The 26,391-nt window shown below is 71.4% G+C and carries 19 protein-coding genes and 1 pseudogene; 9 read left to right on the top strand and 11 right to left on the bottom strand.

Translation table 11 applies throughout. The annotated features are described in order from the left end of the window. The first annotated feature begins 153 nt into the window (after nt 1-153). Nucleotides 154-564, top strand: coding sequence for a peptidase inhibitor family I36 protein (locus AC07DO_RS09810; protein ID WP_479058214.1), 411 nt, complete (start codon nt 154-156; stop codon nt 562-564). Between the two features lie 428 nt (nt 565-992). On the opposite strand, the pseudogene AC07DO_RS09805 reads toward AC07DO_RS09810, so the two are convergent. The 3 genes and pseudogenes from AC07DO_RS09805 to AC07DO_RS09795 all read right to left on the bottom strand — a co-directional run. Further along, nucleotides 993-1,232, bottom strand: a pseudogene (locus AC07DO_RS09805) (hypothetical protein); the annotation flags it as partial. Nucleotides 1,233-1,641: 409 nt separating this feature from the next. Beyond that, the gene (locus AC07DO_RS09800; protein WP_479058213.1) at nt 1,642-3,657 is read right to left on the bottom strand and encodes a HEAT repeat domain-containing protein; all 2,016 of its coding nucleotides are present in this window, start codon (nt 3,655-3,657) and stop codon (nt 1,642-1,644) included. Beyond that, nucleotides 3,658-4,335, bottom strand: coding sequence for a DUF7019 family protein (locus AC07DO_RS09795; RefSeq protein WP_479058211.1), 678 nt, complete (start codon nt 4,333-4,335; stop codon nt 3,658-3,660). 674 nt (nt 4,336-5,009) lie between these two features. On the opposite strand from AC07DO_RS09795, the gene htpG reads away from it, so the two are divergent. Beyond that, the gene (gene htpG / locus AC07DO_RS09790; protein WP_479058209.1) at nt 5,010-6,839 is read left to right on the top strand and encodes a molecular chaperone HtpG; all 1,830 of its coding nucleotides are present in this window, start codon (nt 5,010-5,012) and stop codon (nt 6,837-6,839) included. Nucleotides 6,840-6,956: 117 nt separating this feature from the next. Here the strand turns inward: htpG and gdhA are convergent, their stop codons facing one another. Together gdhA and AC07DO_RS09780 are read right to left on the bottom strand one after the other, a co-directional pair. Next, nucleotides 6,957-8,324, bottom strand: coding sequence for an NADP-specific glutamate dehydrogenase (gdhA, locus tag AC07DO_RS09785; RefSeq protein ID WP_479058208.1), 1,368 nt, complete (start codon nt 8,322-8,324; stop codon nt 6,957-6,959). Between the two features lie 81 nt (nt 8,325-8,405). After that, nucleotides 8,406-9,371: a dihydrodipicolinate synthase family protein gene (locus AC07DO_RS09780; RefSeq protein ID WP_479058206.1), complete on the bottom strand. Its 966-nt coding sequence runs from the start codon at nt 9,369-9,371 to the stop codon at nt 8,406-8,408. Between the two features lie 71 nt (nt 9,372-9,442). Between AC07DO_RS09780 and AC07DO_RS09775 the strand changes: the two genes are divergently transcribed. Together AC07DO_RS09775 and AC07DO_RS09770 are read left to right on the top strand one after the other, a co-directional pair. Continuing rightward, nucleotides 9,443-10,396, top strand: a complete 954-nt coding sequence (locus AC07DO_RS09775; protein WP_479058204.1) for a LysR family transcriptional regulator — start codon at nt 9,443-9,445, stop codon at nt 10,394-10,396. Between the two features lie 181 nt (nt 10,397-10,577). Then, a complete protein-coding gene (locus AC07DO_RS09770) occupies nt 10,578-11,000 on the top strand; it encodes a DUF6003 family protein (protein WP_479058203.1) in 423 nt (140 codons plus the stop codon). Nucleotides 11,001-11,026: 26 nt separating this feature from the next. Here AC07DO_RS09770 and AC07DO_RS09765 read toward each other — a convergent pair whose 3' ends face one another. The 5 genes from AC07DO_RS09765 to AC07DO_RS09745 all read right to left on the bottom strand — a co-directional run bounded on the left by AC07DO_RS09765 (nt 11,027) and on the right by AC07DO_RS09745 (nt 17,033). Beyond that, on the bottom strand, nt 11,027-14,221 hold the full coding sequence (locus tag AC07DO_RS09765; RefSeq protein WP_479058584.1) for an FG-GAP repeat domain-containing protein: 3,195 nt from the start codon (nt 14,219-14,221) through the stop codon (nt 11,027-11,029). A gap of 199 nt (nt 14,222-14,420) precedes the next feature. Next, on the bottom strand, nt 14,421-15,029 hold the full coding sequence (thpR, locus tag AC07DO_RS09760) for an RNA 2',3'-cyclic phosphodiesterase (RefSeq protein ID WP_479058201.1): 609 nt from the start codon (nt 15,027-15,029) through the stop codon (nt 14,421-14,423). A gap of 64 nt (nt 15,030-15,093) precedes the next feature. Further along, nucleotides 15,094-15,399 (bottom strand): hypothetical protein, encoded by a 306-nt coding sequence (locus tag AC07DO_RS09755; RefSeq protein WP_479058200.1) that lies wholly within the window; start codon nt 15,397-15,399, stop codon nt 15,094-15,096. Between the two features lie 71 nt (nt 15,400-15,470). Further along, nucleotides 15,471-15,887 (bottom strand): DUF742 domain-containing protein, encoded by a 417-nt coding sequence (locus AC07DO_RS09750; protein WP_479058198.1) that lies wholly within the window; start codon nt 15,885-15,887, stop codon nt 15,471-15,473. A gap of 39 nt (nt 15,888-15,926) precedes the next feature. Beyond that, nucleotides 15,927-17,033 (bottom strand): helix-turn-helix domain-containing protein, encoded by a 1,107-nt coding sequence (locus AC07DO_RS09745; protein WP_479058197.1) that lies wholly within the window; start codon nt 17,031-17,033, stop codon nt 15,927-15,929. A gap of 942 nt (nt 17,034-17,975) precedes the next feature. Between AC07DO_RS09745 and AC07DO_RS09740 the strand changes: the two genes are divergently transcribed. Beyond that, nucleotides 17,976-18,839, top strand: a complete 864-nt coding sequence (locus AC07DO_RS09740) for a methyltransferase domain-containing protein (RefSeq protein ID WP_479058196.1) — start codon at nt 17,976-17,978, stop codon at nt 18,837-18,839. A 60-nt stretch (nt 18,840-18,899) separates the two neighbouring features. Beyond that, entirely contained in the window at nt 18,900-21,779 is a 2,880-nt protein-coding gene (locus AC07DO_RS09735) for an ATP-binding protein (protein ID WP_479058194.1), read from the top strand. A 90-nt stretch (nt 21,780-21,869) separates the two neighbouring features. Here AC07DO_RS09735 and AC07DO_RS09730 read toward each other — a convergent pair whose 3' ends face one another. Beyond that, nucleotides 21,870-22,319 carry an iron chaperone gene (locus tag AC07DO_RS09730; RefSeq protein ID WP_479058193.1) on the bottom strand — a complete coding sequence of 150 codons (450 nt, stop codon included), beginning with the start codon at nt 22,317-22,319 and terminating at the stop codon, nt 21,870-21,872. 330 nt (nt 22,320-22,649) lie between these two features. Between AC07DO_RS09730 and AC07DO_RS09725 the strand changes: the two genes are divergently transcribed. The 3 genes from AC07DO_RS09725 to AC07DO_RS09715 all read left to right on the top strand — a co-directional run bounded on the left by AC07DO_RS09725 (nt 22,650) and on the right by AC07DO_RS09715 (nt 26,274). Further along, the gene (locus AC07DO_RS09725; RefSeq protein WP_479058192.1) at nt 22,650-23,051 is read left to right on the top strand and encodes a hypothetical protein; all 402 of its coding nucleotides are present in this window, start codon (nt 22,650-22,652) and stop codon (nt 23,049-23,051) included. Nucleotides 23,052-23,635: 584 nt separating this feature from the next. Beyond that, nucleotides 23,636-24,964, top strand: a complete 1,329-nt coding sequence (locus AC07DO_RS09720; protein ID WP_479058191.1) for a PLP-dependent cysteine synthase family protein — start codon at nt 23,636-23,638, stop codon at nt 24,962-24,964. After that, entirely contained in the window at nt 24,961-26,274 is a 1,314-nt protein-coding gene (locus tag AC07DO_RS09715) for an MDR family MFS transporter (protein ID WP_479058190.1), read from the top strand. Before AC07DO_RS09720 ends, AC07DO_RS09715 begins: the two co-directional genes overlap by 4 nt. The last annotated feature ends 117 nt before the right edge of the window (nt 26,275-26,391 follow it).

Raw genomic sequence — 26,391 nt, 5'->3', positions numbered from 1 at the left:
GCCGCCGGGGTCGACAACCCCTTACAAGTAAGGGGTACTTCCCGGAGCCGGCAGGCATCAGGCTCGTACCACGGCACTCCCGGAGGCCGCGTCCCGCACTTCCCGGCGAGCAGCCGCACACGTCAGAGCCATGATCCCGAAAGGCACGATTCCATGATCTCTGCCATTCAGCGCAGAACCGCCGTGACGCTCGCGGCCATGACACTCGCCGCCGGTCTCGCCGCCACCGGTGCTCCGTCCGCCTCCGCCGCGGCCTCGGGCTTCGACCGGTGTCCGGCCAACTACTCCTGCTACTTCACCGACCCCAACGGCGACGGGGACATGTGGAGGGCACCGTACGGGCCCGCCTGCTTCGACCTGGGCCACTTGAACCCGGCCTTTCACGACCGGATCAGCTCGGTCTACAACCGGGGTGGCCACGAGGCCCACATGTACAACTGGACCGGCAGCCAGTGGCTGTGGGTGGCCGACGTCCAGATCGGCGAGCAGCTGAACCTCTCCGCCGGGGACCCGCGCAACGACATCGTCGACGCGGTGTGCGTGGGCACGACCCCTTGGGGGTGAGGTGCTTCATCGGGGGGGCGTACCGGTCCTGCTGCGGCAGCAGCAGGACCGGTGTGCGTCAGCAGAAGCTCCGAAAGGCTGGTGAGCCATCCGCTGCGAGGCGGGGGCCCCACACTGTTCGTTCGCAGCCACTGACCGGATACGCGGCGCCGTTCCCACGTCGCGTCTCGCCACTTGCCGATGAGTCCCCCCAACGGCGAGCGCCACACCTGGTAGGGACAACACCGTGACGTCGTGAGTCTCAGCGGAGGCGCTCGAAGGTACCCGCGGCGGTTCCACCACAAGCTTCGCCGCCGCGCCACCGCGTTCGGTTTCCTGGTGCGGTGATCAGCCGGCGAGCTGCTGACCGAACTTGGCGCCGTTCTCGGGGACGTCGAGCTTCCTTCACCGGTGTGAGCGTCCTTGCCGGGGGCCGTGGCGGTGAGGTCGGCGTGGCCGTCCTTGTTCAGGTCGGTGAGGCGTACCTGGCGGCCGAAGTCGTCGCCGCTCTCGGCGAGGCCGGGTATTCCGGCGGTGGTCTGGTTGTAGGTGACGGCGCCCTTGCCGGTCGTGCCGCCGTCGGCCTTGGACGCGCCCTTGAGCAGGACGACCGCACCGGTGCCGGTACTCGTGTCCAGGCTCTCGCCGGGGACACCGGCGGCGACCTCGGCCCTGCCGTCGCCGTCCACGTCGCCCGCGCTGAGGGAGGCGCCGAACGCGTCGTCGTCCTCGCTGGCTCCGGGGTGTGCCTCATGAACCCCGTTGCGTGATGAGGACGTTTGACGTGCGGCGCCCGCCGTTCACTCCGTGAGCTCCGGGGTGGACCAGGCCATGAAAGCGTTGCCGAACTCGTCGTTGGCCTTGCCCTTGTCGACGAGGAGTACTCCCGTGCTCTGCCGAACCTGCCGACGGCGTACAGCTCGTTGCGTGGCGGCCTAGGGCGTGTCTTTTGGATCGGTCCGGACAGCCCGCGGCGTCTGGTGCGGTGGATCGCAAGGCGGAGCGTCGCCTGCGGACTGGGTGTCCGTGGGTGATGCGACAACGCCGCGAGGCGCCGTGCCAGGCGTCGCGGGCCCGGGCTGATCCGAAAGACACGCCCTAGGGCCCGAGTCGGACCCCGCGTGCTTCGGCGATAACGTCCAGGGCGTGGATGTGCCAGCCGCGGAAGTGGGTCGTCCTGCGGCAGAACGCCAGCACGTGCTCGTACGCCTCGTCGGTGCCGATCTTCAGGAGAGCGGCTGCGGCGGGCTCGTGCGCGCCGAACCATGAGCCGGGGGCGAGGAGCGCCGTCAGAGGCGTGAGGCACTCGGTCGTGGCCCGCTCGACGAGCGCGAGGGACGCGGCCTCCTGAGCGGGACGGTCGGTGGCCAGTGGTCCCCCGAGGGGCGCGGCATACCTGACCCGTGGTGGCGGGAGTGGTGCCGCGGCGAGTCGGCTCAGGGCGGCGGTCGCCTCGGCCTCGGGGCGCGCGGCGAGTGCTCCGACGAGCTGGGCTCCCAGGTCGTCGCCCAAGTCGTCCACGGGGCCGTCGGCGAGCGCGACGAGGACCGGCAGTGCCGGAGCGCCGATCCGGGACAGCGCCTGCACGGCGGCACGCGCGAGGAAGGGCTCGGCATGGGGCGTGACGAACTCACCGAGCGCCCGGGCCGAATCCGTTGTCGGCAACTCGCCGAGGGCTGCCACCGCCCGCGCCCGCACCGCCTCGTGCGGCGAACGCGCGCAGGCCAACACCACCGCGAGGGTGTCGGGGACGCCGATCGCGCCGAGGGCCCGTACAGCGTGCGCGCGCAGGGTGCCGGGCTGCTCCTCGTCGGATGCCAGGGCTGCGAGTACTTCGGCGGCCGCTGTGTGTCGCAGGGCGCCGAGTGCGTCGGCGGCGGCCGCGCGCACTGTGACTGGTGCCGAGTCCTGCGCCAGGACGGACAGGAGAGCAGGGGCGGCCTCCGGGCGCCCCATGCGCCCCAATGCGTGTGCGGCGCCGCCACGTTGGGCCGCGGAACCGTCCGGCCGTATCAACAGCCCCACCAATTCGGGCAGCGCGACGGGCATAGCGGCGAGGAGGTCCGCGACTGCGTCGCAGAGGTGCGCGTCGCCCAGTACGGCAAGGAGCGGCCCGGCCGCCTCGGTGCCCGCGTAGGCGGCGAGAGCGCCGGCCGCGGCGCGGCGCACCGGCGGTGCCGTGGACTCGCGCAGATGGTGCCGGAGCGCGGCGATGTGCCCGTCCCGGTCGGGCCCCGCGAAGAGTTCGGGCTCCGCCGCGAGGTGGGCGCAGACGGCGGCCACGGCGTGGGGCGGGCACTCGGGGTCGGCGGAGTGCGCCGCCCGATGAAGTAATGACCACAGGACGTCCCGGCCTTCCCGGGTCCTGGCGAGCAGGGCAGTGGCGAGACGTGCTGTTCTGGGGTCCGGGTCACGCTGCGGTGCCTGCAGGAGCTGCTCGACGGACGGCCACACATGCGTGGGCGGCCATGTGGCCGTGGGCAACGCGTGCAGCGCCGCGAGCGCCGCCCGGCGCAGGTGTGTGTCCGAGGCGGACGAGTGCGCCAGAACCAGGAGCGCGGAGGCCGCCCGCGGGTCACCGATCGCGCCGAGCGCGCGCACCACGCGTTCCGCACGGTCTGGCAGGTACTCCCACAGCGCGGCAAGGAGCGGCGTCACGGCCTGGGGCGCCCGCAGGTCAGCCAGCGCGTCCAGCACCCGCACCGTCCCGTACCCCCGGCTGGTCGCCAACCGACCGCACAGAGCGACCAGTCCACGCACGACATCCGGTCCGCCGATGGCGACCAGAGCCTCCAACGCGGGCTCCTCCAACTGCTCGCGAGGCTCACGCGGCTCGGTGAGAAGACGCAGCAGGACGGGGACGGCGTGGGGAACGCGCAGCCTCCCCAACGAACTGATGGCATGCCAACGCAATCCGTTGTGCGGCCGACTCTGACCGCTGATGCAGAAGTCGAGCGCCGCCAGTACTTCCGGCGTCGGCGTGCTGCTCCCCAGCATCGCGGTGGCATACACGGCGACGTCCGGGTTCTGGGACCGGGTGGCCGCGCACAGTCCCGCCACGTCGCCGGCCATCCGCATGTCCATCAGCTCCGCGATCGAAGAGGGCCGCTCCACTCAGGCCCCCTCACTCTCGGCCACGCGGTCCGACATCGCCACGAACAGCGGAGTCCCGACGACGATCGTCACCTCCCGCCCGTCCGCACGCGTCACGGTGTCCCGCAGCAACTGCCTAGCCAAGAACTCGCAGTTCATCGGTGGCACGGTCAACGACTCGGCGCAGCGCAGCACGTTCTCGGTGATGCTTGCCCGGCCCGGCATGCGGCCCCGGAACCTCACTTCGAACTGCCGCTCCCACTCGGGAGGGGCGTCCTGCAGCAGCCGGAAGAGCCCCGGCAGGCCCGAGAAACCGATCTGCTTCATCTCGGGGGACGCCTGATGGCCGATCAGGTGACGCGCCGACCCGATGAGGGCGACGACCGTGTCGCCGTCGAACCCCGTCATCAGCGTGGGACCATCCGCGTCCCCGTACCCCGCGACCCGCAGAGCCGCTTCCCCCCGGAACCAGGCCGTCGGCTCCGTCATCCAGCTGACGTCGTATTCCCTGTCGAGATACGCCTCCACGAGGTCGAGCTGGTCGTACGCGGTCGTATCCGAGCGCGGCGACTGGAGGGCCAGGCTGACGACCTTCAGGTCGAGCTTGGCCTCCACAGCGAGCCGCCGCAGGAGCTTCTGCGGGATCTGCCCGTAGAGCATGTCCACCTTGGCGGTGGAGACGTAGAGGTAGTAGCGCATGGGCGTGCTCAGGCGCCGGGCCGGTGGGGGAGAGGGGCAGGGCGGGCACCCCGAGCGGCGCGGGCGAGGTGCGCTCCGCGGGCACCGCCCGCACTGCCGCCGCAGCTCGACCCGAACCACGCAAACGCCGCGCCGCTGCTCATCGTTCTCCCCGAAGGTCGTCCAACAGATCTTGGTGCAGGCGGTGTTGAGTTACCCCCGAGCGGAAGCATCCCATAAGCGTGGGCCGGGAGTGACGCATCATCCTGCACGGGCGAGGCCACACGGCTTCCGCCGCTGGTGCGACGCGTTGCAACGGCGCGATCTCTGCTTGTCGATGCGCGAGGAGCCCGTACCGCGCTGGGTGTCCGCTGCTTTCGCGATCCCTTGTGTCGCGTCCCGGGGGTGTAGGACCGCGCGTCTGCTCCTGCACAGAGATGTCGTTGCCGCCGGCCATGCCGGAGCCTACGACGTAGGCACGGATCCGCCCGTCGATGCGGCGCGTGATGACCTTCGACGGCGGGCGAGGAGTCATCCGCTGAGGCTAACGCCCAGGTGGGGTGCGCGACTCACCCCGCGCCACGTGCCCGCACACCGCCCCCCTACCTCCCGAATGCACGCCCCCCGTACCACCCCGCGGAACCCTTGTCGGAAAATGTTGGCGTCGCACAGACCAATCGCCCAGAAGGGAAGTCATGACTACCGAGACGCTGGAGTTCCAGGCCGAGGCCCGGCAGTTGCTGGATCTGATGGTCCATTCGATCTACTCGAACAAGGACATCTTCCTTCGCGAACTCATCTCCAACGCCTCTGACGCCCTGGACAAGCGGCGCCTGGCCGGCCTGAAGGACGACGGCCTCAAGACGGACGACCTGCACATCGAGATCGAGGCCGACAACGAGGCCCGCACGCTGACCGTGCGGGACAACGGCATCGGCATGACGCGCGACGAGGTCGTGGGGCTGATCGGCACCATCGCCAGGTCCGGCACCGCCGAGACGCTGCGTCGGCTCAAGGAGAACAAGGAGTCGGCGGAGCTGATCGGCCAGTTCGGCGTCGGCTTCTACTCCGTGTTCATGGTCGCCGAGAAGGTCACCCTGCTCACCCGCAAGGCGGGCGAGCCGACGGGGGTGCGCTGGGAGTCGGGCGGCGACGGCACGTACACGATCGAGACCGTCGAGGACGCCCCCGAGGGCACCTCGGTCCGCGTGCACCTGCGGCCCGCCGACGAGGAGGACGCCCTCTACGACTACACCGACGAAGGGAAGATCCGGGAGATCGTCAAGCGGTACTCGGACTTCATCTCCTTCCCCGTCCGGATGGGGGAGACCACCCTCAACTCGATGAAGGCGCTCTGGGCCCGCCCGCGCTCCGAGGTGAGCGAGGAGGAGTACCGGGAGTTCTACCGGCACATCAGCCACGACTGGACGGACCCGCTCGACATCATCCAGATGCGGGCCGAGGGCACCTTCGAGTACGAGGCGCTGCTCTTCCTGCCGTCACGGGCCCCGCACGACCTCTACCAGCGGGACGCGCGCCACGGCCTCCAGCTGTACGTCAAGCGTGTGTTCATCCTGGACGACAGCCGGGAGCTCCTGCCCGACCACCTGCGCTTCGTCAAGGGTGTCGTGGACGCCGCCGACCTGTCGCTGAACATCTCCCGGGAGATCCTCCAGCAGGACCGGCACATCCAGCTCATCCGCCGCCGCCTGGCGAAGAAGATCCTGGCGTCCATCAAGGAACTGATGACCAAGGACGCCGAGAAGTACCGCACGTTCTGGCGCGAGTTCGGGCCCGCCGTCAAGGAGGGGCTCCTCGACGGATCGGAGGACCACAAGGCGATCCTCGACATCGCCTCCTTCGCCTCCACCGCCGGTGAGGAGCCCACCACCCTGGCCGACTACCTCGCCCGGAAGCCGGAGGATCAGGACAAGATCTACTTCATGACCGGCGACACCCGCGCCCAGATCGAGAACTCCCCGCACATGGAGGCGTTCCGGGCCAAGGGGTACGAGGTCCTGCTCCTCACCGACCGGGTGGACGAGATCTGGGTCGAGGCGGTCCGCGACTACGCGGGTACGGAGTTCCAGTCCATCGCCCGCGGCGCGGTGGACCTGCCCTCCGAGGAGGAGTCGTCGCCGGAGGAGGCCGACGCGTACGCGGCAGTCCTGACCTGGCTCAACGAAACGCTCGACGACGTCAAGGAGGTGCGCCTGACGACCCGGCTCACCAGCTCCCCGGCGTGCCTGGTCAGTGACACCGACGGCCTCACGCCGGCCCTGGAGAAGATGTACAAGGCGATGGGCCAGGAGCTCCCGTCGGTCAAGCGCATCCTTGAGCTGAACCCGAAGCACCCCCTGGTCAGCGCGGTCAAGTCGGCACATGACCAGCGGCCCGGCGACCCGGGCCTGAGCGAGACGGCCGAGCTGCTGTACGGCACCGCCCTGCTCGCCGAGGGCGGCGACCTCGCCGACCCGGCACGCTTCGCCTCCCTGCTGGCCGACCGCCTCAGCAAGACGGTCTGAGCACTGAGGCCGCTGCCCGGCGCTTGATGACGACGACTGCCGCGCGTGCCGATGTACGCGCGGCAGTCGTGCGCGTGACGGCCGCCGTGGCGCGACACGGGCTGCTCGCCGGTGGGGTCAGATGACGCCCTGGGCGGACATCGCGTCCGCCACCCGCTCGAAGCCGGCGATGTTCGCACCCGTCACGTAGTTCCCGGGGGCGCCATAGCGCTCGGCGGTCTCGTGGCACGTGCGGTGGATGTCGTTCATGATGCGCGTCAGCTCCTCCTCGACGCGCTCCGCCGGCCACGACGTACGGGCGTGGTTCTGGGCCATCTCCAGAGCGCTGACCGCGACACCGCCCGCGTTGGCCGCCTTGCCGGGTCCGAAGGCGACTCCCGCCTGCTGGAAGAGGCGCACGGCCTCGGGGGTCGTGGGCATGTTGGCGCCCTCCGAGACAGCCTTCACACCGCCGCGGACCAGAGCGGCGGCGTCATCGGCGTCCAGCTCGTTCTGCGTGGCCGACGGCAGCGCGATGTCGGCCGGTACCTCCCAGACGCGTCGGCCCGGCACGAAGCGGGCCGAGGCACCGCGGCGCCTGGCGTAGGTGTCGACCCGGGCGCGCTCGACCTCTTTGACCTGCTTGAGGAGGTCGAGGTCGATGCCCTTCTCGTCGACCACGTAGCCGGAGGAGTCCGAACACGTCACGGCGTTGGCGCCCAGGGCGGCCAGCTTCTGGATGGTGTAGATGGCGACGTTCCCGGAGCCGGACACGACCGCCGTCCGGCCTTCGAGGGTCTCCCCGCGCTCACGCAGCATCGCCGCCGTGAAGAGGACGTTGCCGTATCCGGTCGCCTCCGGACGGATCAGGGAGCCGCCCCAGTTCCGGCCCTTGCCGGTGAGGACGCCCGCCTCCCAGCGGTTGGTGATGCGCCGGTACTGACCGAACAGGTAGCCGATCTCCCGGCCGCCGACACCGATGTCTCCCGCGGGTACGTCCGTGTGCTCGCCGATGTGCCGGTACAGCTCCGTCATGAACGACTGGCAGAAACGCATGACTTCCGCGTCGCTGCGGCCGCGCGGGTCGAAGTCGCTGCCGCCCTTGCCGCCGCCGATGCCGAGGCCCGTCAGCGCGTTCTTGAAGATCTGCTCGAAGCCCAGGAACTTGATGACGCCGAGGTTCACCGACGGGTGGAAGCGCAGGCCGCCCTTGTACGGGCCGAGTGCGCTGTTGAACTCCACCCGGTAGCCGCGGTTGACCCGCACGTGGCCGCGGTCGTCCTGCCACGGCACCCGGAAGACGATCTGCCGCTCCGGCTCGCACAGGCGCTCGATCAGCCCGGCCTCGGCGTACTCGGGGCGAGCCGCGATGACCGGCGCGAGCGTCTCCAGCACCTCGCGGGCGGCCTGGTTGAACTCCGGCTGGGCCGGGTTGCGGTGTTCGATCTCGGTGAGCAGCTGCGAGAGCACCGGCTGCGCTGTCTTCGTATCGGGTCGCGTGGTCAAAGGAGCCCTTTCTGGCACGGCCGGCACGGTATTACGCGCATGTAAACACAGTGACCGGGCACCGGGTCCAGAGAGTGACCACTATGCGAGACCTGAGACCGGTACCCGAGACCCGGCCACCGGGCCGGCATGCGCCCGCGCGTCATGCGCGGATACGCGGCCCGCGGCCAGAAGTGCCGCCCGGCGGACCGAATCGGCGGAGGCGGCCAGCAGCGGCATGCGCACGGCCGGGCTGGGGATGCGGTGCTGGGCGTAAAGGACTCCCTTGATGACCGTCGGGTTCGGTTCGGTGAAGAGGGCGGCGGACAGCCGGGCCAGCTCGGTTCCGAGGCTGCGGGCGGGCGCGACGGAGCCGCTTCGCCACAGCGCGATCATCTCGGCGAAGTCGGCTGTCCGTAGATTGGCCGACGCGATGATTCCGCCGTGGGCGCCGGCCGCGACGAGCGGCGAGACGACAATGTCGTCACCGCCGAGCAGCGCGAAACCGGGAAGGGGCGATCCGAGCAGCTCCATCGTGGTCGCGTCGATCACACCGGTCGCGTGCTTGATGCCGACGATCCCCGGCAGGCGGCCGAGCGCGGCGATCGTGTCGGCGCTGAGCGTCTGCGCGGTGCGATACGGAATGTCGTACACGATCAGCGGGAGGCCGCCGTGCTCGGCCAGCGCGGTGAAGTGCGCCAGGGTCCCCGCTTCGCCGGGGCGGATGTAGGGCGGTGCGGGCACCAGCGCCGCGGCGACGTCCCCCTCGGCCGCCAGCTCTCGCAGGGACGTGATGGCGGCGGCCGTGTCGTTGGTGCCGACCCCGACGATGAGCTGTGCCCCGTACGCCCGGCAGGCGGCCGAGCAGATACGGACCACCGTCTCCCTCTCCTCGGCGGTCAACGTGGCGGTCTCGGCGGTCGTACCGAGAGCGACGAGACCGGAGGCGCCGGCTGACAGCGCCTCGTCGGCGAGTCGGGCCAGCGCGTCGGGTGCCAGGCGCAGATCGGCGGTGAACGGAGTGATCAGGGGGACGTACAGGCCCGTGAAGGTCGGTTCGGGATTCATGTCTCCCACCCTGGCCCACCCCACTCGGTAGATCCATTTCAGATTTCCGCCGTCACACCTAAGCTGAACTTATGCTCGATGTCCGTCGTCTTCATCTGCTCCGCGAACTGGACCGGCGGGGCACCATCGCCGCCGTGGCCGAAGCGCTGACCTTCACCGCGTCCGCCGTCTCCCAGCAGCTCGGGGTGCTGGAGCGGGAGGCGGGCGTGCCCCTGTTGGAACGCAGCGGCAGACGCGTGATCCTCACGCCCGCGGGCCGCTCCCTCGTCGCGCACGCCGACGCGGTGCTGAACCGCCTCGAACAGGCGGTCGCCGAGCTGGCGGGCGCGCGGGACGGCATCGGCGGGCCACTGCGTATCGGTACGTACCCTTCCGGCGGCCACACCATCGTGCCCCTCGCGCTCGCCGAACTGACGAGCAGGCACCCCCTGTTGGAGCCGATGGTGCGGGAGATCGACTCCGCGCGTGTGTCCGACGGCCTGCGGGCCGGTGAGCTGGACGTGGCCCTGGTCCACGACTACGACTTCGTACCCGCGACGCCGGACACGACCGTGGACGAGGTGCCTCTGCTCGAGGAACCGATGTACTTGGTCACCCATGCCGGCAGCGAGGCCACGCGGTCCGGGAGCGAGGCCGCGAACCCCGGCCGCAGGAAGACACTGGCGGCATTGCTCGGGCCCTGCGCCGAGGTTCCGTGGATCACCGCGCGGGACGGTACGACCGGTCACGCGATGGCCGTACGCGCCTGCCAGGCCGCCGGATTCCAGCCCAGGATCCGCCACCAGGTCAACGACTTCCGCACCGTGCTGGCCCTGGTCGCCGCCGGGCAGGGAGCCGGGTTCGTGCCGGAGATGGCCGCCGTGCCGAGCCCCGCGGGCGTGGTGCTCACGGAACTGCCGTTGTTCCGCCGCTCGAAGGTCGCGTTCCGCGCGGGCGGCGGCGCCCACCCGGCGATCGCCGCCTTCGTGGCCGCGGCGACGACGGCGGTCGATCGCAGGGCGGGCTCATGTCGTACGGCGGGTTGATGTCGTACGGGGTCGATGTCGTACGGGGGGTTCCTGAGGTCGGGCCCGTAGCTTTGGGCCAGAGGCTCCGTGGCCGGAAGCCCCGAGTGAACCGGCCGACCGCGGGAACGTGTGTGCCTGGGCCTCACCATCCGTGACCGGCCGACGTCCAGACGTCCGAACGAGAAGGCGATTTACCACGATGGCCGATGACGCGTACCTGTTCCTCCTTCCTGACCGGCACCCCCGACTGGGAGCGGCCCTCCCCGCCGTCGGAGCCCTGGAATGCACGGAAACCCCTGCGGTGCACGGCTGGTTGCAGGCGCACGAGGCCTCCGCGTCATCGGAGCAGGTCAGGATCCTGCCCGCCGAGGCCGAGACGCTCATCCCGGAGGATGCCGAGCGGCTGCCGGTGCCGTTGAGCGAGGAGGAGGCGCTGAAGGTCCAGCAGGAGTGCGCGCCTCAGGCCGTCACGGACATGGAGGGCGAACTGCTCGCGTTCCGGGCGACCACCCAGGACTGGCAGGCCCTCGTGCACCGCGCCCTGAAAGCGGGGATTCCCGCACAGCGCATCGCCCAACTGACCGGCCTCGACCCCCAGGAAATCGCCCGCCTGTCGGTCTGACGCCCCCCCCCCCCGCAACAGCAGCCCTAGAAGAGGCCCTTGTAGCCGCCCCACCCAGTGCCTATCTTCTTGCGCCCGCTGTACGAACCGTTGCCCTTGCCGTCGAGACGGTAGAGGCTGCCGGAGGTGTCGCGCGCGATCAGGTCCGCCTTGCCGTCCCCGGTGATGTCACCGGCCCCGACCAGGGTGTTGTACGAGGAACCCCAGTCGGCGAACACCTTGACCCGGTCCTTCAGCGTGCCGTCGCCCCGGCCCTCGTACCGGTACAGCGTCCCGTCCTTGTGCCGGGCCACGACGTCTCCGACCCCGTCGCCGTTGAGGTCACCGGCCCCGAGGATCCGCGTGAAGGACTTCCAGGCGGACCGGATCTTCCTGCCCGCAGCGAGCGTGCCGTCGCTCTTGCCCGCGAAGAGGTGGATGTCGCCGGTCGACGCCTTGCGGGCGAGGAGGTCGGCACGGCCGTCGCCCGTCAGGTCGCCGGGCGAGGTGAGGACGTCGTACGCGTTCCAGCCGTCGCCCAGCTTCTTGTACGGCGAGGACGGGGCCGGTGGCTGCCCGCACCGCGGAAGGTAACCGCGCAAGGCGCCGTCGGGCATGCGGACCAGGACGTCGTTGCAGCGGTCCTTGTCCAGGTCGCCGAAAGGCACGGCGAGGGCCTTGGTGGACCAGCCGCCGGCGGACGACTTGCCCGCGAAGGCCCCCTTCCCGTCGCCGTGCTGGAAGGTCATGGTGCCCGAGGAGTTCATGGTGAGCAGGTCTCCGGCCCCGTCGGGCTCCGCCTCGGCACCCGCGTGGTCGTGACGTTCGGCCGCACCGCCACGCAGCAGCACCGTGCCGTGCGTCTCCAGCGGTGCGCCCACCCCGTCGTGCGGCCGCACCGACAGGGACCAGTCGTAGGCGCCGTTGGGGAGGAACGTGTCGCCCGCGGCCTGCGGGACGGCTCCGTGCCACCCCACGGTCAGCGCGCCGCGCGTGACGCCGCCCTCGACCGTGTCCACGACCTTCCCGGTGGTGCGGGCACGCACCGTCAGCTTCCAGTCCGCCGCGGGCTTCGAAAGGAGCAGCCGGGTGAGGGTGCCGGGCGTCTCGTCCCGTCCGGTCGCCCGGACCGTGGCGGCGTTCTCGTCGGGTGCCAGCCGCTCGATCGGCTGGGCCGGCTCGCCGGAGGACACCAGGTGCACGCGTTCCTGGTCGTCGACGTAGGCGGCGGTGGTGCCGGACTTGTCGACGGTCCACCGCACGTGGCGCTGGGAGACGCCCGTGTCGGGCAGGTCACCGATGCGGCGGGTGGCGGCGGTGCCGCCCGACACCGTGGTCAGTTCGAGCTCGCCGGCCGTCCTGTCGTGGGTGACCACGTAGCCGTCGCCGAGCAACGCCTCGCCCGAAGGCACGGTGACCGTCCTGTTCTCCGTGCGGTCGTACACCCCCGCGGGCCCGTCGGCGCCGCAGCTCCAGTACAACCAGCGGCCCAGGGCCTGGAGTTCGGTGGGGTCGCAGTCGGCGCCCGTCGTCACCTCGTGCACGGTCTTCTTCGCCGTGAGGTCGTAGCCGGTCACCGTGCCCGGGGTGGTTCCCGGCGTCCACAGCACATCACCCCAGAGGGCGGCCGGGCCCGCGCCCCGGGTCAGCGTGGGCGAGGCGTAGTTGTTGAGCCGGTACACGTACTGCTGGTCGGCCGCCGTGTACAGCACGTACCGGCCGGAGATGTCGGTGATCGTTCCGCCTGCCGGGACGCTCTTCTCGAAGAGGTCGGTGCGGCCGGGCCCGTGCACCCGGAGCCGATCGTCGCCCTGGTCGTGCTCCAGCCATGCGATCCGGCCGTCGGCGGTGCCGTGGATCTGCGAGCAGGCGAGATCCGCCGCCGGGCAGTCGCCGCCGATCAGCACGTTCGTGTCCGGCGTGAAGGGAGAACGCTCGCCGAATGCCGGGGCACCGTTCGCCGGAGTGCCGTCGACCGTACGGGCGTAGTCGTCGCGTCGCCCGCTGGAGGTGTCGGTGACCAGCAAGCGGCCCTGGGCGAGGGCCAGTCCGCGGACCGCGGACTTCGGCCGGGGCAGCGGCTTGACCACGGTGACGACCGGTCGTCCCGTGCTGTCGGCGGTGATGCGCTGGATGGCCTGCTGTCCGCCCGCCGGGCCGACCACCACGGCCGTACCGGCGGGGCCCGCGGAGATGGCGGGGCGGTTCATCTTCCCGACGAGCGTCACCGGGCTGCCCCCGCCGATCGGCGCGGCCTTCACCGAACCGGCCGCGGCACCGGTGCGAGGGCGGTACACCAGCCAGTCGCCGACCACCGCGAGGGCATCCCGGGGCTGAAGCGTGCCGTTCTCGAGGCTGACGGTGCGGGGAGCGGCCGACAGGTCGGAGCGGTCAAAGACGAGGACGTCGGGTGAGTTTCTGCTGTAGACCGCGATGTGATCGGGTGACAGGGAGGCGAGGGTGTGGCCGGCCGGCAGTGCGGCACTTTGGCCCGTGACCTCTCCGGTCCGCGGGTCGGCCTCGAAGACCCGGTTGGTGTCACCTGTTGCGCCCAGGAAGAAGAAGGACGTCTCGTCGATGCCGAGCGGCGGACCGACCACGCTTCCCGCGGGCAGGCCGCCGACCGTCACGTCACGCGTCTCACCGTCGGTGCCCGGCGTGAGCAGGTGCAGGGTGTCGGGCTCGGGCCCCGGGTCGTCGGCCGACTTGGTGTGCGTGACGACCGTGGACCCGTACGTCCCCACGAAGATCTGGCCCTCGGGTTGCCGCAGCGTACGCGTCGTCCGGTCCACCGCGTCCCACAGCTCGACGACCTTGCCGCCGTCGGGCCGCCTGGCGAGGGAATCGCTCCCCGTGGGCTGCACGCCGAGCGCCTGCACGGCCTCGGGCACGGGGAAGGTCTTGCCGTCCGCGTAACGCGTCCAGACCAGCCCGTCGTAGCCCTCCAAACGGTGGAAGACACCTCTGGCGCCCGCCCCGTCGGCGCCCTTCAGCTGCTCCGGCGCGAACAAGGAGACGGAGAGGTCTTTGCTGCGCTCGGTCGCAGGTACCACGGTCTCGGAGGTGTCCGAGGTGTCCGAGGTGTCCGAGGTGTCCGAGGTGTTGGAGGCGTCGGACGCCGTCGGTGCGGCGGTGGCCGACACCCGCAGCGGCCCGATTCCGGCCACGATGGCGGCGGAGACGGTCACGGCGATGCCGAGACGTCTGGCGCGACGGTGACGTATCAGGGCATGACGAACCATGGAACTCACGGAAAAATCCCTCCCCAGGGTGCGGGGAGGATGAGTCACGGACGGCGACCCGACCCCCTGGCCGCCATGCCCTCCCCGGAGTCGCATGATCCTACCGCCAGGCGCAGAGGCCCTACCGCATCCCATGCAGCACCTCGGCCGGTGGGGTGGCTGTCCGACTGCTTCCAGGGGGCGTGGGACCGAGTCGGCATCACCGCGGTTTCGAAGCGGGACGTCTTCGGTCGGTGACGAGGCTCCATGCGTCGATGTCCTGATAGCGCCGCGGGCCCGAGTGGCCTCGTACCGTGCTGCCGACCAGGTGGAGGCGTTCGGCCCGCCAAGGGCTTCCCGTGAAGCCGTCGAGGGAGGCGGCCGCCGCCGTAACGGACGCGGTGTCGTAGCGGTGAGCGCGGGCCAGCGTGAGATGGGGACGCAGCAGACGTTCGGCGAAGGCCACGCCGCAGTCCCTGATCCGCGCCCGTACCGCTTCGGCCAGCTCGTGCAGCCCTTCGAGATCGCCCTCGACACCGCTCCACAGCACTCGGTCGTCGAAGTGCCCGCCACCGAGCAGCGACAGTTCGAGAGAGGGGCGGGCAGCCGCCAGCTCGGCGAGGGGCGAACGAAGCCGCTGGACGGTCTGCACCGGCAGCTCGCCCAGGAAGGCCAGAGTGATGTGCCAGTCCTCGATGCGGTTCCAGCGCAGGTCGGGGTGGGCGGCACAGGCCGGGCCCAGCGCGTGCGCCAGCTCGTTCTTCGCGTGGTCGGGCGGCGCGAGCGCGATGAACGCGTGCTGGGTGGCGGTCCGGGGCGGTTCGTTCACGGGTGTCTTCTTACCTCATGCGTCCCGCGGGGCCGTCGGCAGCAGGGCGGCACAGGACGGGCTCTCAGCCGGTGCCGGCGATCTCGTTGAGATGAGCGTCGAGCGCTGCGAGGTCGGGATGGGCGAGGAGTTCGGAGATGGTCCTCCGCCGCATCTCACCGATGTAGGCGCGGGTCAGCTCCCGGGATGTGACACCGAGCGCGTCGGCGATGTGCCCGGTGGCTTCGGGAGTCAACCCCTCGTTGAGCGCCACAGAGGTGATCATGATGATTTCGGTGTGCGTTTCCAGAGCGCCGGTGTCGTACCCGGCGCTCCGGCACCGAGCGAGCAGCCAGCGGTAGAACGCGGTGTTGGTGGTTTCGTTGGCCATGGGGAATCTCCGCGGGTCGTTGCGGCTCGACATGTGGGTGTGGGGGAGTGTGCCCGGGCCGGGCGAAGGGCTCAGAGCGCGAGAAGTCCGGCGAGTACGCGCTCGAGCAGGGGTGTGTCCGGAGTGCCGTCCGTGCTCTGGGCGGCGAGCGGCTGGATGTCGACGACGCCGGTCTCGGTGAGGTCGGCGAGGAGGACGCGGGTGGTGCCCAGCGGGAGGCGTAGGAGGGCGGACACCTCGGCCACCGACGTCACCTCGCGGCACAGGCGGGCGATCCGCCGGTGGCCGGCCGGCTGCTCTGCCAGGGACGTCTCGTCGGCTGTGGTGAGTACGAGTGCCTCGACGGCCAACTGGTAACGGGGTCGGGTGCGGTGGCCGGTCTGCCGCCAGGCGTGGCACAGGCCGGTCGGCCTTCGGGCGGTCTCGTTCGTGCCACGGCCGTTGGGGGAGGCGAGTCGGGACGGATGTGGTGTGCGCAGGGTGGTCAACGGTTCCCCCTGGGGAGTGGAGCGGTCGGTGCGAGGCCGTCAGCCGAAGGACGCGGCCTGCAGAGAGCAGCGGTTGCCGAGAGGCTTGGGCGGCAGGGTGCGGGCGGCGTGCCACAGCGGGCGGACGTCGGTGGGACGGCCCTGCAACGCACTGACGAGGCGCACGGTGGTGGGCCAGTCCGGCACGTATACGGCGGCCAGGACCTGGTCCACGTCGGCACGGCAGAGCGTGTGGTCGTCGGCGTGCACCAGCAGGCCGGGGTCGGGCCGGTTGGCGGCGAGGTGCAGACTGCGGATGAAGCGGTGGAACTCTAGGGCGGCGTGCTCCGCGGTGACCACCCGAACGTCCACGGGCTGACCGTGGGCGAGGCGCCACAGCGGATACAGCACGGCGGGCTCCTCGTCGCAGAATTCCACGACGGCGCGTGTGACAGGCCAGGAGGGGCGGCGTTCGCCACTGAGCACACGCGAGACGTATGAGGGAGTGATCCCCGCGTGGTCTGCGAGCTCACGCAGGGATCCGCCCTGGCAGCGCTGCAGGTGGGACAAGGCCGCGGAGAGGAGCTGGCGGGCCGTGCGAGGGGCGGCGTCACTGGTGAGGGGCGCGGGGGTCGTGGTGCTGACCTCATGAGATCTGGCCGGCTGCCCGACGACGGTGCCGCGCTGACGGGGCAGGAAGACCGGGCCGTCGGGTGGTCGGGCCGAGGGTTCGGCCGAGCTGGACACGCGCCGCTCCAGGCGCCGCTCCAGGACTTGCGCCGACCATTTCTTGCGCAGCGTCTCGTTGCTGACGCCGAGCGGGGCGGCGAGGGCTTGCCAGGACTCGTCGGCGCCGCGGCCGCGACGGACCACGGCGGCTTCCAGGTCGTCCAACTGCCGAGCCAGCGCCACGCGGTGCGCCAGCAGTTCGCTGCTGCCCTGCTGCTCGTGGACCGAGGCGATCAGGGAGTCCGCCTGCCTCCGCAGGGTCTCGGCTATCTCGACTATCAGCTCGTGGTGCGAGGCGTTGGCCGAAGCGTCGTCGGGAGGGGCTTTGCGTCGGGCCGCCGCGCGACAGGCGGGGGTGCAGTACAACTTGGGACGGCCGGGGCCGCCTTTGGAAGTGAAGCCGCGCTGACAGTTCGCGCAGCTTCGGGTTGCAGTCATGGCGAGAGTGCCTCTTTCGGGGGACACGGCGCTTCGATTTCGTGCAGCGAGCGGGGCATTGACTGCCTGTCTCACAACGAATCGTGCTGGGGAGGGGGGAGGGAACGGGCGGGCCGGCCCGGTCCGGCAAGACTGGCCCGCTCGACGCGGCTCCAGGCGTCACGAGTCGTCAGTGACGGTGAACTCGCCGGTAGATGAGATGCGAGGACTGTGCCGCGGTCACACAGACTGCCGCCAGCGTGACCATTCCGGTGTGTTCGGCGCCGTAGATGGCGATGAGAGGCAGCACGACGAGCGAGATGAAGAAGGCACCGCGTGCCGTGACAGTGAAGGTACCGGCCGTTTCAAATCCTCTGCGAGGCGGCATGATAGCTTCGCAGCCCGAGGTTATCGGCACAGTAGGCCCCTGACCTTGGGGTTGTTGGCGGTCTGAAGACATGAGGGATCTCCCGAATTTCGTCGGACTGGCATTGCTGAAGATCGGCAGGCCCTGGTTCGCTTTGGACGGCCGCCAGGGTCACTGTCGTTTCCGGCGATCGCCGGTGTCCGGACCTTACTGGTCCGACCGATCGTTGCGCGACCGCCACGGACCGTTATGGGCATATGCGCCCATGCGCTTACTCAAACCCTTGAAGCCCTGTCAGAATTGGCCATGTGGGCTCAAATTGCGCCTCAGTGAGCGTTGGCGGAACCTCATCGGACGCAAATGGGCATTTGCTTTCGAATTTGATCGCCTGCTGACGCTTGAGCTCTGGCCCCGGCGCTCACGGGCAGGAATCGCGGGAGAAAACGTGGGTGGGCTCGCACGATGGGCGGCCCTGCAGAACTAAGCGAACTGTCAACGCTCGTGTCTCCCTGGGGGCGAGCCCCTCATGCCGGGGGCGGGACTCCGGCGGCACTTCGTGGTGAGTCGGCGGACGGAATGTGGGGTATGCACGTGCCGTGACCGAGACCACCGGCGATGACGGCAGCGCACCGGACCTTGAGGCGTCGACCCGCCGCTACTACGAGACGGGCGATGTCGACGCCTTCTACGACGCCGTATGGGGCGGTGAGGACATCCACATCGGCCTCTACGCCCACGAGCGGGAGGCCATCGCGGACGCCTCGCGCCGCACGGTGCGGCACGCCGCGGACCAGGTCGTGGACCTGCTCGGGCCGGACGCCGCCGTGCTCGACCTCGGCTCGGGGTACGGCGGTTCGGCCCGCGCCCTCGCCGAGCGCTTCGGCTGCCGCGTGAGGGCGCTCGACCTCAGCGAGGAGCACAACAGGCGCCACCGCGCGACGAATGCCCAACGGGGTCTCGACGGGCTGATCGAGGTCGTGTCGGGCTCGCTCAACCGCCTCCCCTACGAGGCGCACCGCTTCGACGTGGTCTGGTCCCTGGAGGTCCTGTGCCATGTGGCGGATCGGGAGGGCGCGCTGCGCGAAGCCGTACGCGTGCTGAAACCGGGTGGCGCGCTGGTCTTCTCGGACATCATGGCGGCCGAGGACGCGTCGCCGCAGGACCTGCGGCCCGCGCTGTCCCGTCTCGGCGTCCAGAGCCTGGCGACGCCGTCGTTCTACCGGGACCGCCTGTCCGTCCTCGGCCTGCAAGCCGACTTCGAGGACCGCACCGAGGACCTCGCCACCCACTACGCACGCCTCTGCGAAGAGGTACGCCACCGCAGCGAGGAGCTGCGCGGTGTCATCAGCCCGGCCTACGTGGACGACCTGCTCGTCAATTTGCCGCTGTGGGCGGACATCACGCGCCGAGGCCTGCTCCGTTGGGGGATCTTCCATGCGCGCCGCGCCGCTGAGGTCTGACGACAGGGTCACCTCGGTGCCCGCCGGACGGTGTCGTACACCCTCACGGATAATGGCCGGATGTCCAGTTCTGTGGTCTCGGCTCGGGAAGCCGACGTGCTCGCTCTGCTCGGGGAGCATCTCAGCAACGCGGAGATCGCCGCGCGGCTCTTCATCTCCGTGCGTACGGTCGAGTCCCATGTCTCCTCGCTGTTGCGCAAGTTGGAGGTGCCCGACCGGCGGGCGCTCTCCCGGCGCGTGGCCGCGGCCGGCCGGGGTGCGGCGCCGCATGCGGCGGGCAGGCTGCCCGCGCCGCTGACGACGTTCGTCGGCCGCGGGCGGGAACGCGAGGAACTGGCAACGGCGTTGCGGACGCACCGGCAGGTGACCGCGGTCGGGCCGGGCGGCGTGGGCAAGACACGGCTCGCGCTCGCGGTGGCGGCGGAGGCGGCGGACGACTTCGCCGACGGGGTGTGGTTCGTCGACCTGGCCCCGCTCACCGACCCCGGCCGGGTGGACGCGGCGGTCGCGGCGGCGGTGGACGTGGGCGAGCAGCCCGGGCGCGGCCTCGCCGAGGTGCTGACGACGGCTCTGGCGGGCCGTGAGGCCTTGTTGGTCCTGGACAACTGCGAGCATGTCAGGGAGGGCGTCGCGCCGTTCCTGGAACGGCTGTTGCCGGCCTGTCCACGGCTGCGCGTGCTCGCCACCAGCCGGGCCAGGCTCCTGGTGCCCTTCGAACGGGTCTTCTCCGTACCGCCGCTGTCACGGGCCGGCGGCGACGAGTCGGAGGCGGTGACCTTGTTCATGGAGCGGGCGGCGGCCGTGGGGTGGCCGCCGGGGCCGGGGGTGAGCGAGGGGGTCGTGGCCCTGTGCGAACGGCTCGACGGCATGGCGCTCGCGATCGAGCTCGCGGCGGCACGGTGGCCGACGCTCGGCCTCGACGGCCTGACGGCCGGTCTCTCCGACCAGCTGCGGATGCTGGCGGGCGGGGCCCGCGCCGACGACCGGCACCGGTCGCTGCGGGCAGTGCTCGATTGGAGTCACGACCTGCTCGAACCGCAGGATCAGGCGCTGTTGCGCCGGGTGTCGGTCTTCGTGGCACCGTTCACGGTGGAGGCGGCCGTCGAGGTGGCTGTTGATGTGGCCGTGGAGGGCGCGGGTCTGGGCGTAGGGGCCGCGGATGTGGGCGTGGAAACGGCCGGGTACGACTCTGTGGCCGCGGTCGCCGACGGACTCGGGCGGCTCGCCGAGCACAGTCTGCTCACCGCGGTTCCCTCCGCGACCGGCACCCGTTACCACGCGCTGGAGACCATCCGTCAGTACGGCACGGAGCAGCTCGTCCGCGCCGGTGAACCGGTCGATGTCCGCTCCCGTCACCTGGCGTGGTGTCTCGCCGGTGCGGCGGCCCTGCGGGGCGGCGCGGACGTCGGCGGCGGCGTGGACGTCGGCGGCGACGCGTGGCGGGCCCGCTTCGACGCGGTGGCGCAGGACATCAGGGCCGCCCTGTCCTGGGCCGCCGGCCGGCCGGAGCGGCGCGCCGACGCCTGTCGTCTCGCCGGGCACCTGGCCGAGCTGGCCTTCGCCCGCAATCTCCTCGCCGAGGCACAGGAGCGGTTCGAGCAGGCCGCGGAGCTGGCCGATGACGCCGGGGCGGCCGTCGCCCTGCGTCAGGCCGCCGGGGTGGCCGGCTGCCGTCGGCTCGGAGACGACATGTTCCGCCTGCACCGGGGTGCCGCCGAAGCCGCTCGCCGGGCCGGCGACACCGCCGGGGCCTGCCGCGACCTGGCGGCGGCCGCCACCGTCGCCTACCGCTTCTCCACGTCGTTCCCGGTGATCCCGGCCGAGGCGGAGGTCAAGGACGTACTGGCGCGGGCGCACGAGGTGTCCGGCGTGGGTGACACGGCCGCCGATGCGGCCCTCGCGCTGGCCGAGGCCGCGGTGACCGCGGACGCCTTCGGCGCGCTGCAGGGAAACGTGGAGAACACCGCGCAGGAGACGGTCGCGTACGCCGAACGCGCCGTCGCGCTGGCCCGGCTGACCGGCGATCCGGTGGCCGAGTCGGCCGCTCTCGACGCGCTCTCGGGCGCCCGGAGCTGGGCCGGTGAGTCCTTCGGCGCCGCGGCGGCCGCCCGCCGCCGAATCGACGTCCTGGCGAAGTCGCCGCGCACCCCGGCAGGGACGCACGAAGTGATGGACGCGCTGGCCATGGCGGCCGGCACTGCGCTGGGCGTGGGCGAACTGCGGCAGGCCCGACGGTGGAGCGGACAGTTGGCCGGACATCCCCTCCTCTCCGAGGCGGGCCATCAGGCCACGTCCTGGCTCCTGGTCACGGAGGCGTTCGCGGGCCACGCCGACGACGTGCTGACCCGAGCCGTCGGCTTCCGTGAATCATGGGAGCGCAGCGGCCGTCAACGCTCCCTCTCGCTCGGCGCCGCGGCCGCGTCGGTCGCCATGGTCCACGGACTGCGGGGCGATCACGCGGCGCGGACGGACTGGCTGGCCCTCGTGGAGCAGGCCGACACCGCCGAACAGCACCGCCAGGGCTACGGTGCCGTCCTCGACGCGATGGTCCGGCTCCACCACGGCGACCCGGACGCGGCCCTGGCGAGCGTCGCACCGCCCCCGGACGCGGTGTGGAAGTGGGTGTGCTGGGTCTGGCTGCACTGGTACGTGGCACTCCGGGCGGAGGCGTCGGTACTCGCCGGCCACCCGGAGGCCCAGGCCCGCGTCGACTCCGCCCGCGCCGTCGTGGAGGGCAACGCGCTCGCCGCGGCCCAGGTGCAACGCGCACAGGCGCTGCTCGACGGCGACGTACCGCGGCTGCTCGCGACCGGGGCCGCGTTCGAGGCGGCCGACTGCCCCTACCAGGCGGCGCGGACGCTGCTGCTCGCGGGCGGCGCGCATGCGGCCGAGGGGAGAGCGGCACTGAGTGCCCTCGCCCTCGCCCCGACCCGGACGTGACCCGCCAGGTGCGGCAGGCCCGGTCGTCGGAGTGAGCCGACCGCAGCCCACCGCACCCCTGTCCTGGTCCTGCCCTGTCCTGCCGGGCCCTCAGCCCACGGCCCGCTTCACCAGCGCGCCGATCCGTGCCTCCACCTCCGCGGTCACCTCGCTCAGCGCGAAGCCGGCGGCCCACATCGGCCCGTCGTCCAGCCGCGCCAGGTCGCTGAACCCGAGTGTCGCGTAACGGGACTTGAACTTGGCGGCGCTCTGGAAGAAGCAGACGACCTTCCCGTCGAGCGCGTAGGCGGGCATGCCGTACCAGAGCTTCGGCGCGAGTGCCGGGGCGTTCGCCGTGACGACGGCGTGGACCCGCTCCGCCATGATCCGGTCGGAGTCCTCCATCTCGGCGATCTTCGCCAGAACGTCCCGCTCGGCCTCCGCCGCCTTGTCCGCACGTGACCCGCGACGGCCCGCCGCCTTCAGCTCCTTGGCGTGGTCCTTCATCGCGGCCCGCTCCTCGGCCGAGAACCCCTTGTGAACGTCTACGGTGCTCATCATCCACTCCTGCGATGTCGGATCATCACCGGCCGCCGGTAGGGACGGCGGGCCGGTCGCTGTGATCACAGCTTGCCCGGCCGCGGGTACGGACGGCTTCCGTGCTGACCACGGAGAGCACCACGGACCGTTCTCCATGGAGGAGTACGGCAGCGGTTCAGTGGTCGACGACGCGCCCGACGTGCCGGTGACCCGCTTCGTGGGACAACCGGTCCGCTCGGCCCGGGAGATCCGCGCCAACCCGCTCCGTCTGAGACTGCGAGAGAGGCCTCCCGCTAGGATCACCGTGTGATGACGGCCTGGTCTCCTTCCGGTGCTCGGCGGAGTCGCTCGGTGGCGGCTCTGTGGCGGGGTGTGGGGCTGGGGCTCGTTCTGTTCGGACTGGTGTTCACGCATGTCGCCAGTCCCGAGACGACCAGCCGTCACCTCGGGGCCGGCAGCGGTGTGGTGGCGGGTTCGGTCGCCGTTGCGGGGAGCTCGGCGGGGCCCGGTGCCTCCGTCGTCGCCGAGGTGCCGGGGGAGCGGCGGCACGACCATCCCCCGTCGCACACCGTCGAGGAGTGCGCCTTGGGGCAGCCTCCGCAAGGGCCCGGTGTCGACCTGCCCTGCCCCTCGCCCCTGGACTCCGCGTGGCGGGATGACGCGCCCGCGCCTCCGAGTGCTCAGCGTGTCGCGGGGCGCGACTTCGTGGTTCCGATAGCGCACGCCGCAGACTCGACGATCCTCCGCGTCTAGACCGGCCGGTTTCTCCCACCGGTCTGTCCTCGTCCCGGCCGTGGGTGCCGGCGATACGTGTACGCATGCACGTACGTGCGCCCCGGTCCGGGCAACTGCCGCGCGGAGGGTCTGTGCTGCCTCGGCCGTACGTCCGCAATCTGTTGTACGTCCTCCTGCTTGCCGCCGTGCTCGTGTGCTCCGGCGGGCATCACCAGGGTCCGGGTCCGGTTCCGGGAGCGCCGCACGCGCCGATGGGGCTCCACGTGGTCGCGGGGGCCGGTGGGAGCGCGGGGGCCCAGGATTCCGTCCCGCCGGTGCCGCCTTCCCCCGGTCACTGCCACGAGTTCGGTTCGGGCCCCGGGCCGGGCGGCCCGGGATCCGGCTCCGGGGTGCAGTCGTCCGCTCGGTTCCACGCGCTCGTGGGTGCCACGGGCCCGGTTCCGGGCGTACGGCATGCCTCGGCGGCACGTCCCCCGGGAACCGCGCGAGGTGGCGGTGGCGGTCGGGCCGCCCTCAACTCGCTGTGCCGGTGGCGCATATAGGGGCCCTCGCGATCCCCGTACGCGTCCACCCCCCAACGAGAGCGAAGAAGAAGCGAAGAGATGCACTCTCCGATCGCGCACGAATCCGCCCACTCCGCCCACTCCGCCCACTCCGCCGACTCCTCCCGGCCCGTCGACCTCGTCGACCCCGCCCGCCCCGGCCATCCCGACCACTCCGGCCATCCCGACCACTCCGGCCGTCCCGTCCACCCCGTCGTCCCCGCCGGATCCACCCTCCCCGGCCTCGTCGGAAACACCCCCGTCCTGCGCGTCTCGCACCCCCTCACCCCGCCCGGCCGCGGTTTCTGGGCCAAGCTGGAGGGGTTCAACCCCGGCGGCATCAAGGACCGTCCGGGACTGCACATGGTCGAACGTGCCCGTGCGCGGGGCGAGTTGAAGCCCGGCTGCCGCATCGTCGAGTCGACCAGCGGCACCCTCGGCCTCGGCCTCGCGCTGGCCGGTACGGTCCACGGGCACCCCGTCACGCTGGTCACCGACCCGGGCCTCGAGCCGTCCATGACGCGGCTGCTCGCCGCCCACGGCGCGACCGTCGACACGGTGCGCGAACCGGACCCGGCCGGAGGGTGGCAGCAGGCCCGCCGCGACCGTGTCGCCGAACTCCTCGCGGAGCACCCCGGCTCATGGTGCCCCGACCAGTACGGCAACCCCGACAACGTCGCCGCCTACACCCCGCTCGCCCTCGAACTCGCCGCGCAGCTCGGCCACATCGACGTTCTGGTGTGCAGCGTCGGCACCGGCGGCCACTCGGCCGGCATCTCCCGCGTCCTGCGGCAGCTCTACCCCGGGCTGCGCCTGGTCGGCGTGGACACCGTCGGCTCGACCATCTTCGGCCAGCCCGCCCGCCCCCGCCTCATGCGCGGCCTGGGATCGAGTATCTACCCCCGCAACGTCGCCTACGAGAACTTCGGCGAGGTCCACTGGGTGTCGCCCGCCGAATCCGTCTGGGCGTGCAGGCAGTTGGCGACCTCGCACTACGCGACCGGCGGATGGAGCGTCGGCGCGGTCGCGTTGGTGGCCGGCTGGCTCGCCCGGACGCTGCCGTGCGACACCCGTATCGTCGCGGTCTTCCCCGACGGGCCACAGCGCTACCTGGAGACCGTCTACGACGACACGTACTGCTCCCGGTACGGGCTCCTCGAAGGGGCTCCGGCCGCCGATCCCGACGTCGTCGAGAGCGCAGACGAGAAGGAGGTCGGCCGCTGGACCCGCTGCACCACCGTCCGCGATCCCCTGCACAACGATCCCCTGCACAGCGATCCCCTGCACAGCGATCCCTTGCGCAACGGCCCGCAGCGCAACGGCCCCCTGCACGACAACGCCGCCCCCGGCGGCCTCCGTTCACCGCTCACCGAGGGCGAGGCGCGATGAAGACGACGGTCCTCGCACAGGTCCGGTCCTACGACCGGAGCGTCCAGCTGCTCCTGGCCAACCAGTTCACCATCAACCTCGGCTTCTACATGCTGATGCCGTACCTCGCGCAGCACCTCTCCGGCACCCTCGGCCTCGCCGGGTGGCTCGTCGGACTCGTCCTCGGCGTACGCAACTTCAGCCAGCAGGGCATGTTCCTCGTCGGCGGCACGCTCGCCGACCGGTTCGGCTACAAGCCGCTGATCGTGGCGGGATGTGTCCTGCGTACCGTCGGATTCGCCACCCTCGGCCTCGTCGACTCGGTGCCCGCGCTGCTGGTCGCCTCCGCGGCCACCGGGTTCGCGGGCGCGCTGTTCAATCCCGCGGTACGGGCCTACCTCGCCGCCGACGCGGGGGAGCGCCGCGTCGAGGCCTTCGCGCTGTTCAACGTCTTCTACCAGGCGGGCATCCTGTTGGGCCCGCTCGTCGGGATGCTGCTCACGGGCGTCGACTTCAGGGTCACCTGCCTCGTCTCGGCGGTGATCTTCGCGCTGCTGAGCGTCGTGCAGATCCGCGCGTTGCCCGCACGCCGGGGCAGCGACGCGGGGACGAGGGGGAGTACCGGCGCTGATGTCGGTGAAGGCGTCCTCGCGCAGTGGCGGAGCGTCGTCCGCAATCGTGCCTTCCTGCTCTTCTCGACGGCGATGATCGGCTCGTACGTCTTGACCTTCCAGGTCTATCTGGCGCTGCCCCTGGAGGTGCGACGCCTCGGCGGTGACGGCGACTTCGGCACCGTCGCCGTCGCGCTGCTCTTCGCGGTGTCCGGCCTCGCGACCATTGTCGGGCAGACCCGGGTGACCGCCTGGTGCAAGCAGCGGATGGCGCCGGGACGGGCCCTGGCCCGGGGCCTGTTGTGCATGGGGGTCGCCTTCGTGCCGCTCCTCGCGGCGACGGCCCTGCCGGTGCCGGACGGGGGTGCCGGGCGGTGGCTGCTCGCCGCCGCCCCTCCGACCCTCGCCGCGCTGCTGCTCGCACTGGGCACGATGATCGCGTACCCCTTCGAGATGGACACCATCGTCCGGCTGGCGGGCGACCGGCTGGTCGCCACGCACTACGGCCTCTACAACACCATCTGCGGTGTCGGCATCACGATCGGCAATCTGCTGACGGGAGTCGCCCTGGACGCGGCCCGCGAGGCAGGAATGTCGGCGCTGCCGTGGCTCGCGCTGTTCCTCCTCGGCCTCGGCTGCTCGGGCGCCCTGTACGGGCTGCACCGCGCGGGACGGCTGACCCCCGCGCCGTCGCCGCGGGGCCGGCCGGTGGAGGTCTGACCTGACAGCACTCCCGGTCCGGGGGGGGGGGGGGGGGGGGGGAGGGTGGGGGTGGGGAGGGGGGGGGGGGGGGGGGGCCGCCAACCACTTCCTAGACGCGTTGGCCGATCACCGCCG

This window comes from Streptomyces sp. NPDC045678 (genome assembly GCF_056432085.1).
The sequence above is the reverse complement of the archived record's forward strand: the minus strand, read 5'-3'. Positions and strand labels throughout refer to the sequence as shown.

Bases quoted from the DNA above. Each gene is read 5' to 3' on its own strand.
- AC07DO_RS09810 (WP_479058214.1), top strand. From the start codon at position 154: ATGATCTCTGCCATTCAGCGCAGAACCGCCGTGACGCTCGCGGCCATG.
- AC07DO_RS09795 (WP_479058211.1), bottom strand. From the start codon at position 4,335: ATGCGCTACTACCTCTACGTCTCCACCGCCAAGGTGGACATGCTCTAC.
- htpG (WP_479058209.1), top strand. From the start codon at position 5,010: ATGACTACCGAGACGCTGGAGTTCCAGGCCGAGGCCCGGCAGTTGCTG.
- AC07DO_RS09780 (WP_479058206.1), bottom strand. From the start codon at position 9,371: ATGAATCCCGAACCGACCTTCACGGGCCTGTACGTCCCCCTGATCACT.
- AC07DO_RS09775 (WP_479058204.1), top strand. From the start codon at position 9,443: ATGCTCGATGTCCGTCGTCTTCATCTGCTCCGCGAACTGGACCGGCGG.
- AC07DO_RS09770 (WP_479058203.1), top strand. From the start codon at position 10,578: ATGGCCGATGACGCGTACCTGTTCCTCCTTCCTGACCGGCACCCCCGA.
- AC07DO_RS09765 (WP_479058584.1), bottom strand. From the start codon at position 14,221: ATGGTTCGTCATGCCCTGATACGTCACCGTCGCGCCAGACGTCTCGGC.
- AC07DO_RS09755 (WP_479058200.1), bottom strand. From the start codon at position 15,399: ATGGCCAACGAAACCACCAACACCGCGTTCTACCGCTGGCTGCTCGCT.
- AC07DO_RS09745 (WP_479058197.1), bottom strand. From the start codon at position 17,033: ATGACTGCAACCCGAAGCTGCGCGAACTGTCAGCGCGGCTTCACTTCC.
- AC07DO_RS09735 (WP_479058194.1), top strand. From the start codon at position 18,900: ATGTCCAGTTCTGTGGTCTCGGCTCGGGAAGCCGACGTGCTCGCTCTG.
- AC07DO_RS09730 (WP_479058193.1), bottom strand. From the start codon at position 22,319: ATGATGAGCACCGTAGACGTTCACAAGGGGTTCTCGGCCGAGGAGCGG.
- AC07DO_RS09720 (WP_479058191.1), top strand. From the start codon at position 23,636: ATGCACTCTCCGATCGCGCACGAATCCGCCCACTCCGCCCACTCCGCC.
- AC07DO_RS09715 (WP_479058190.1), top strand. From the start codon at position 24,961: ATGAAGACGACGGTCCTCGCACAGGTCCGGTCCTACGACCGGAGCGTC.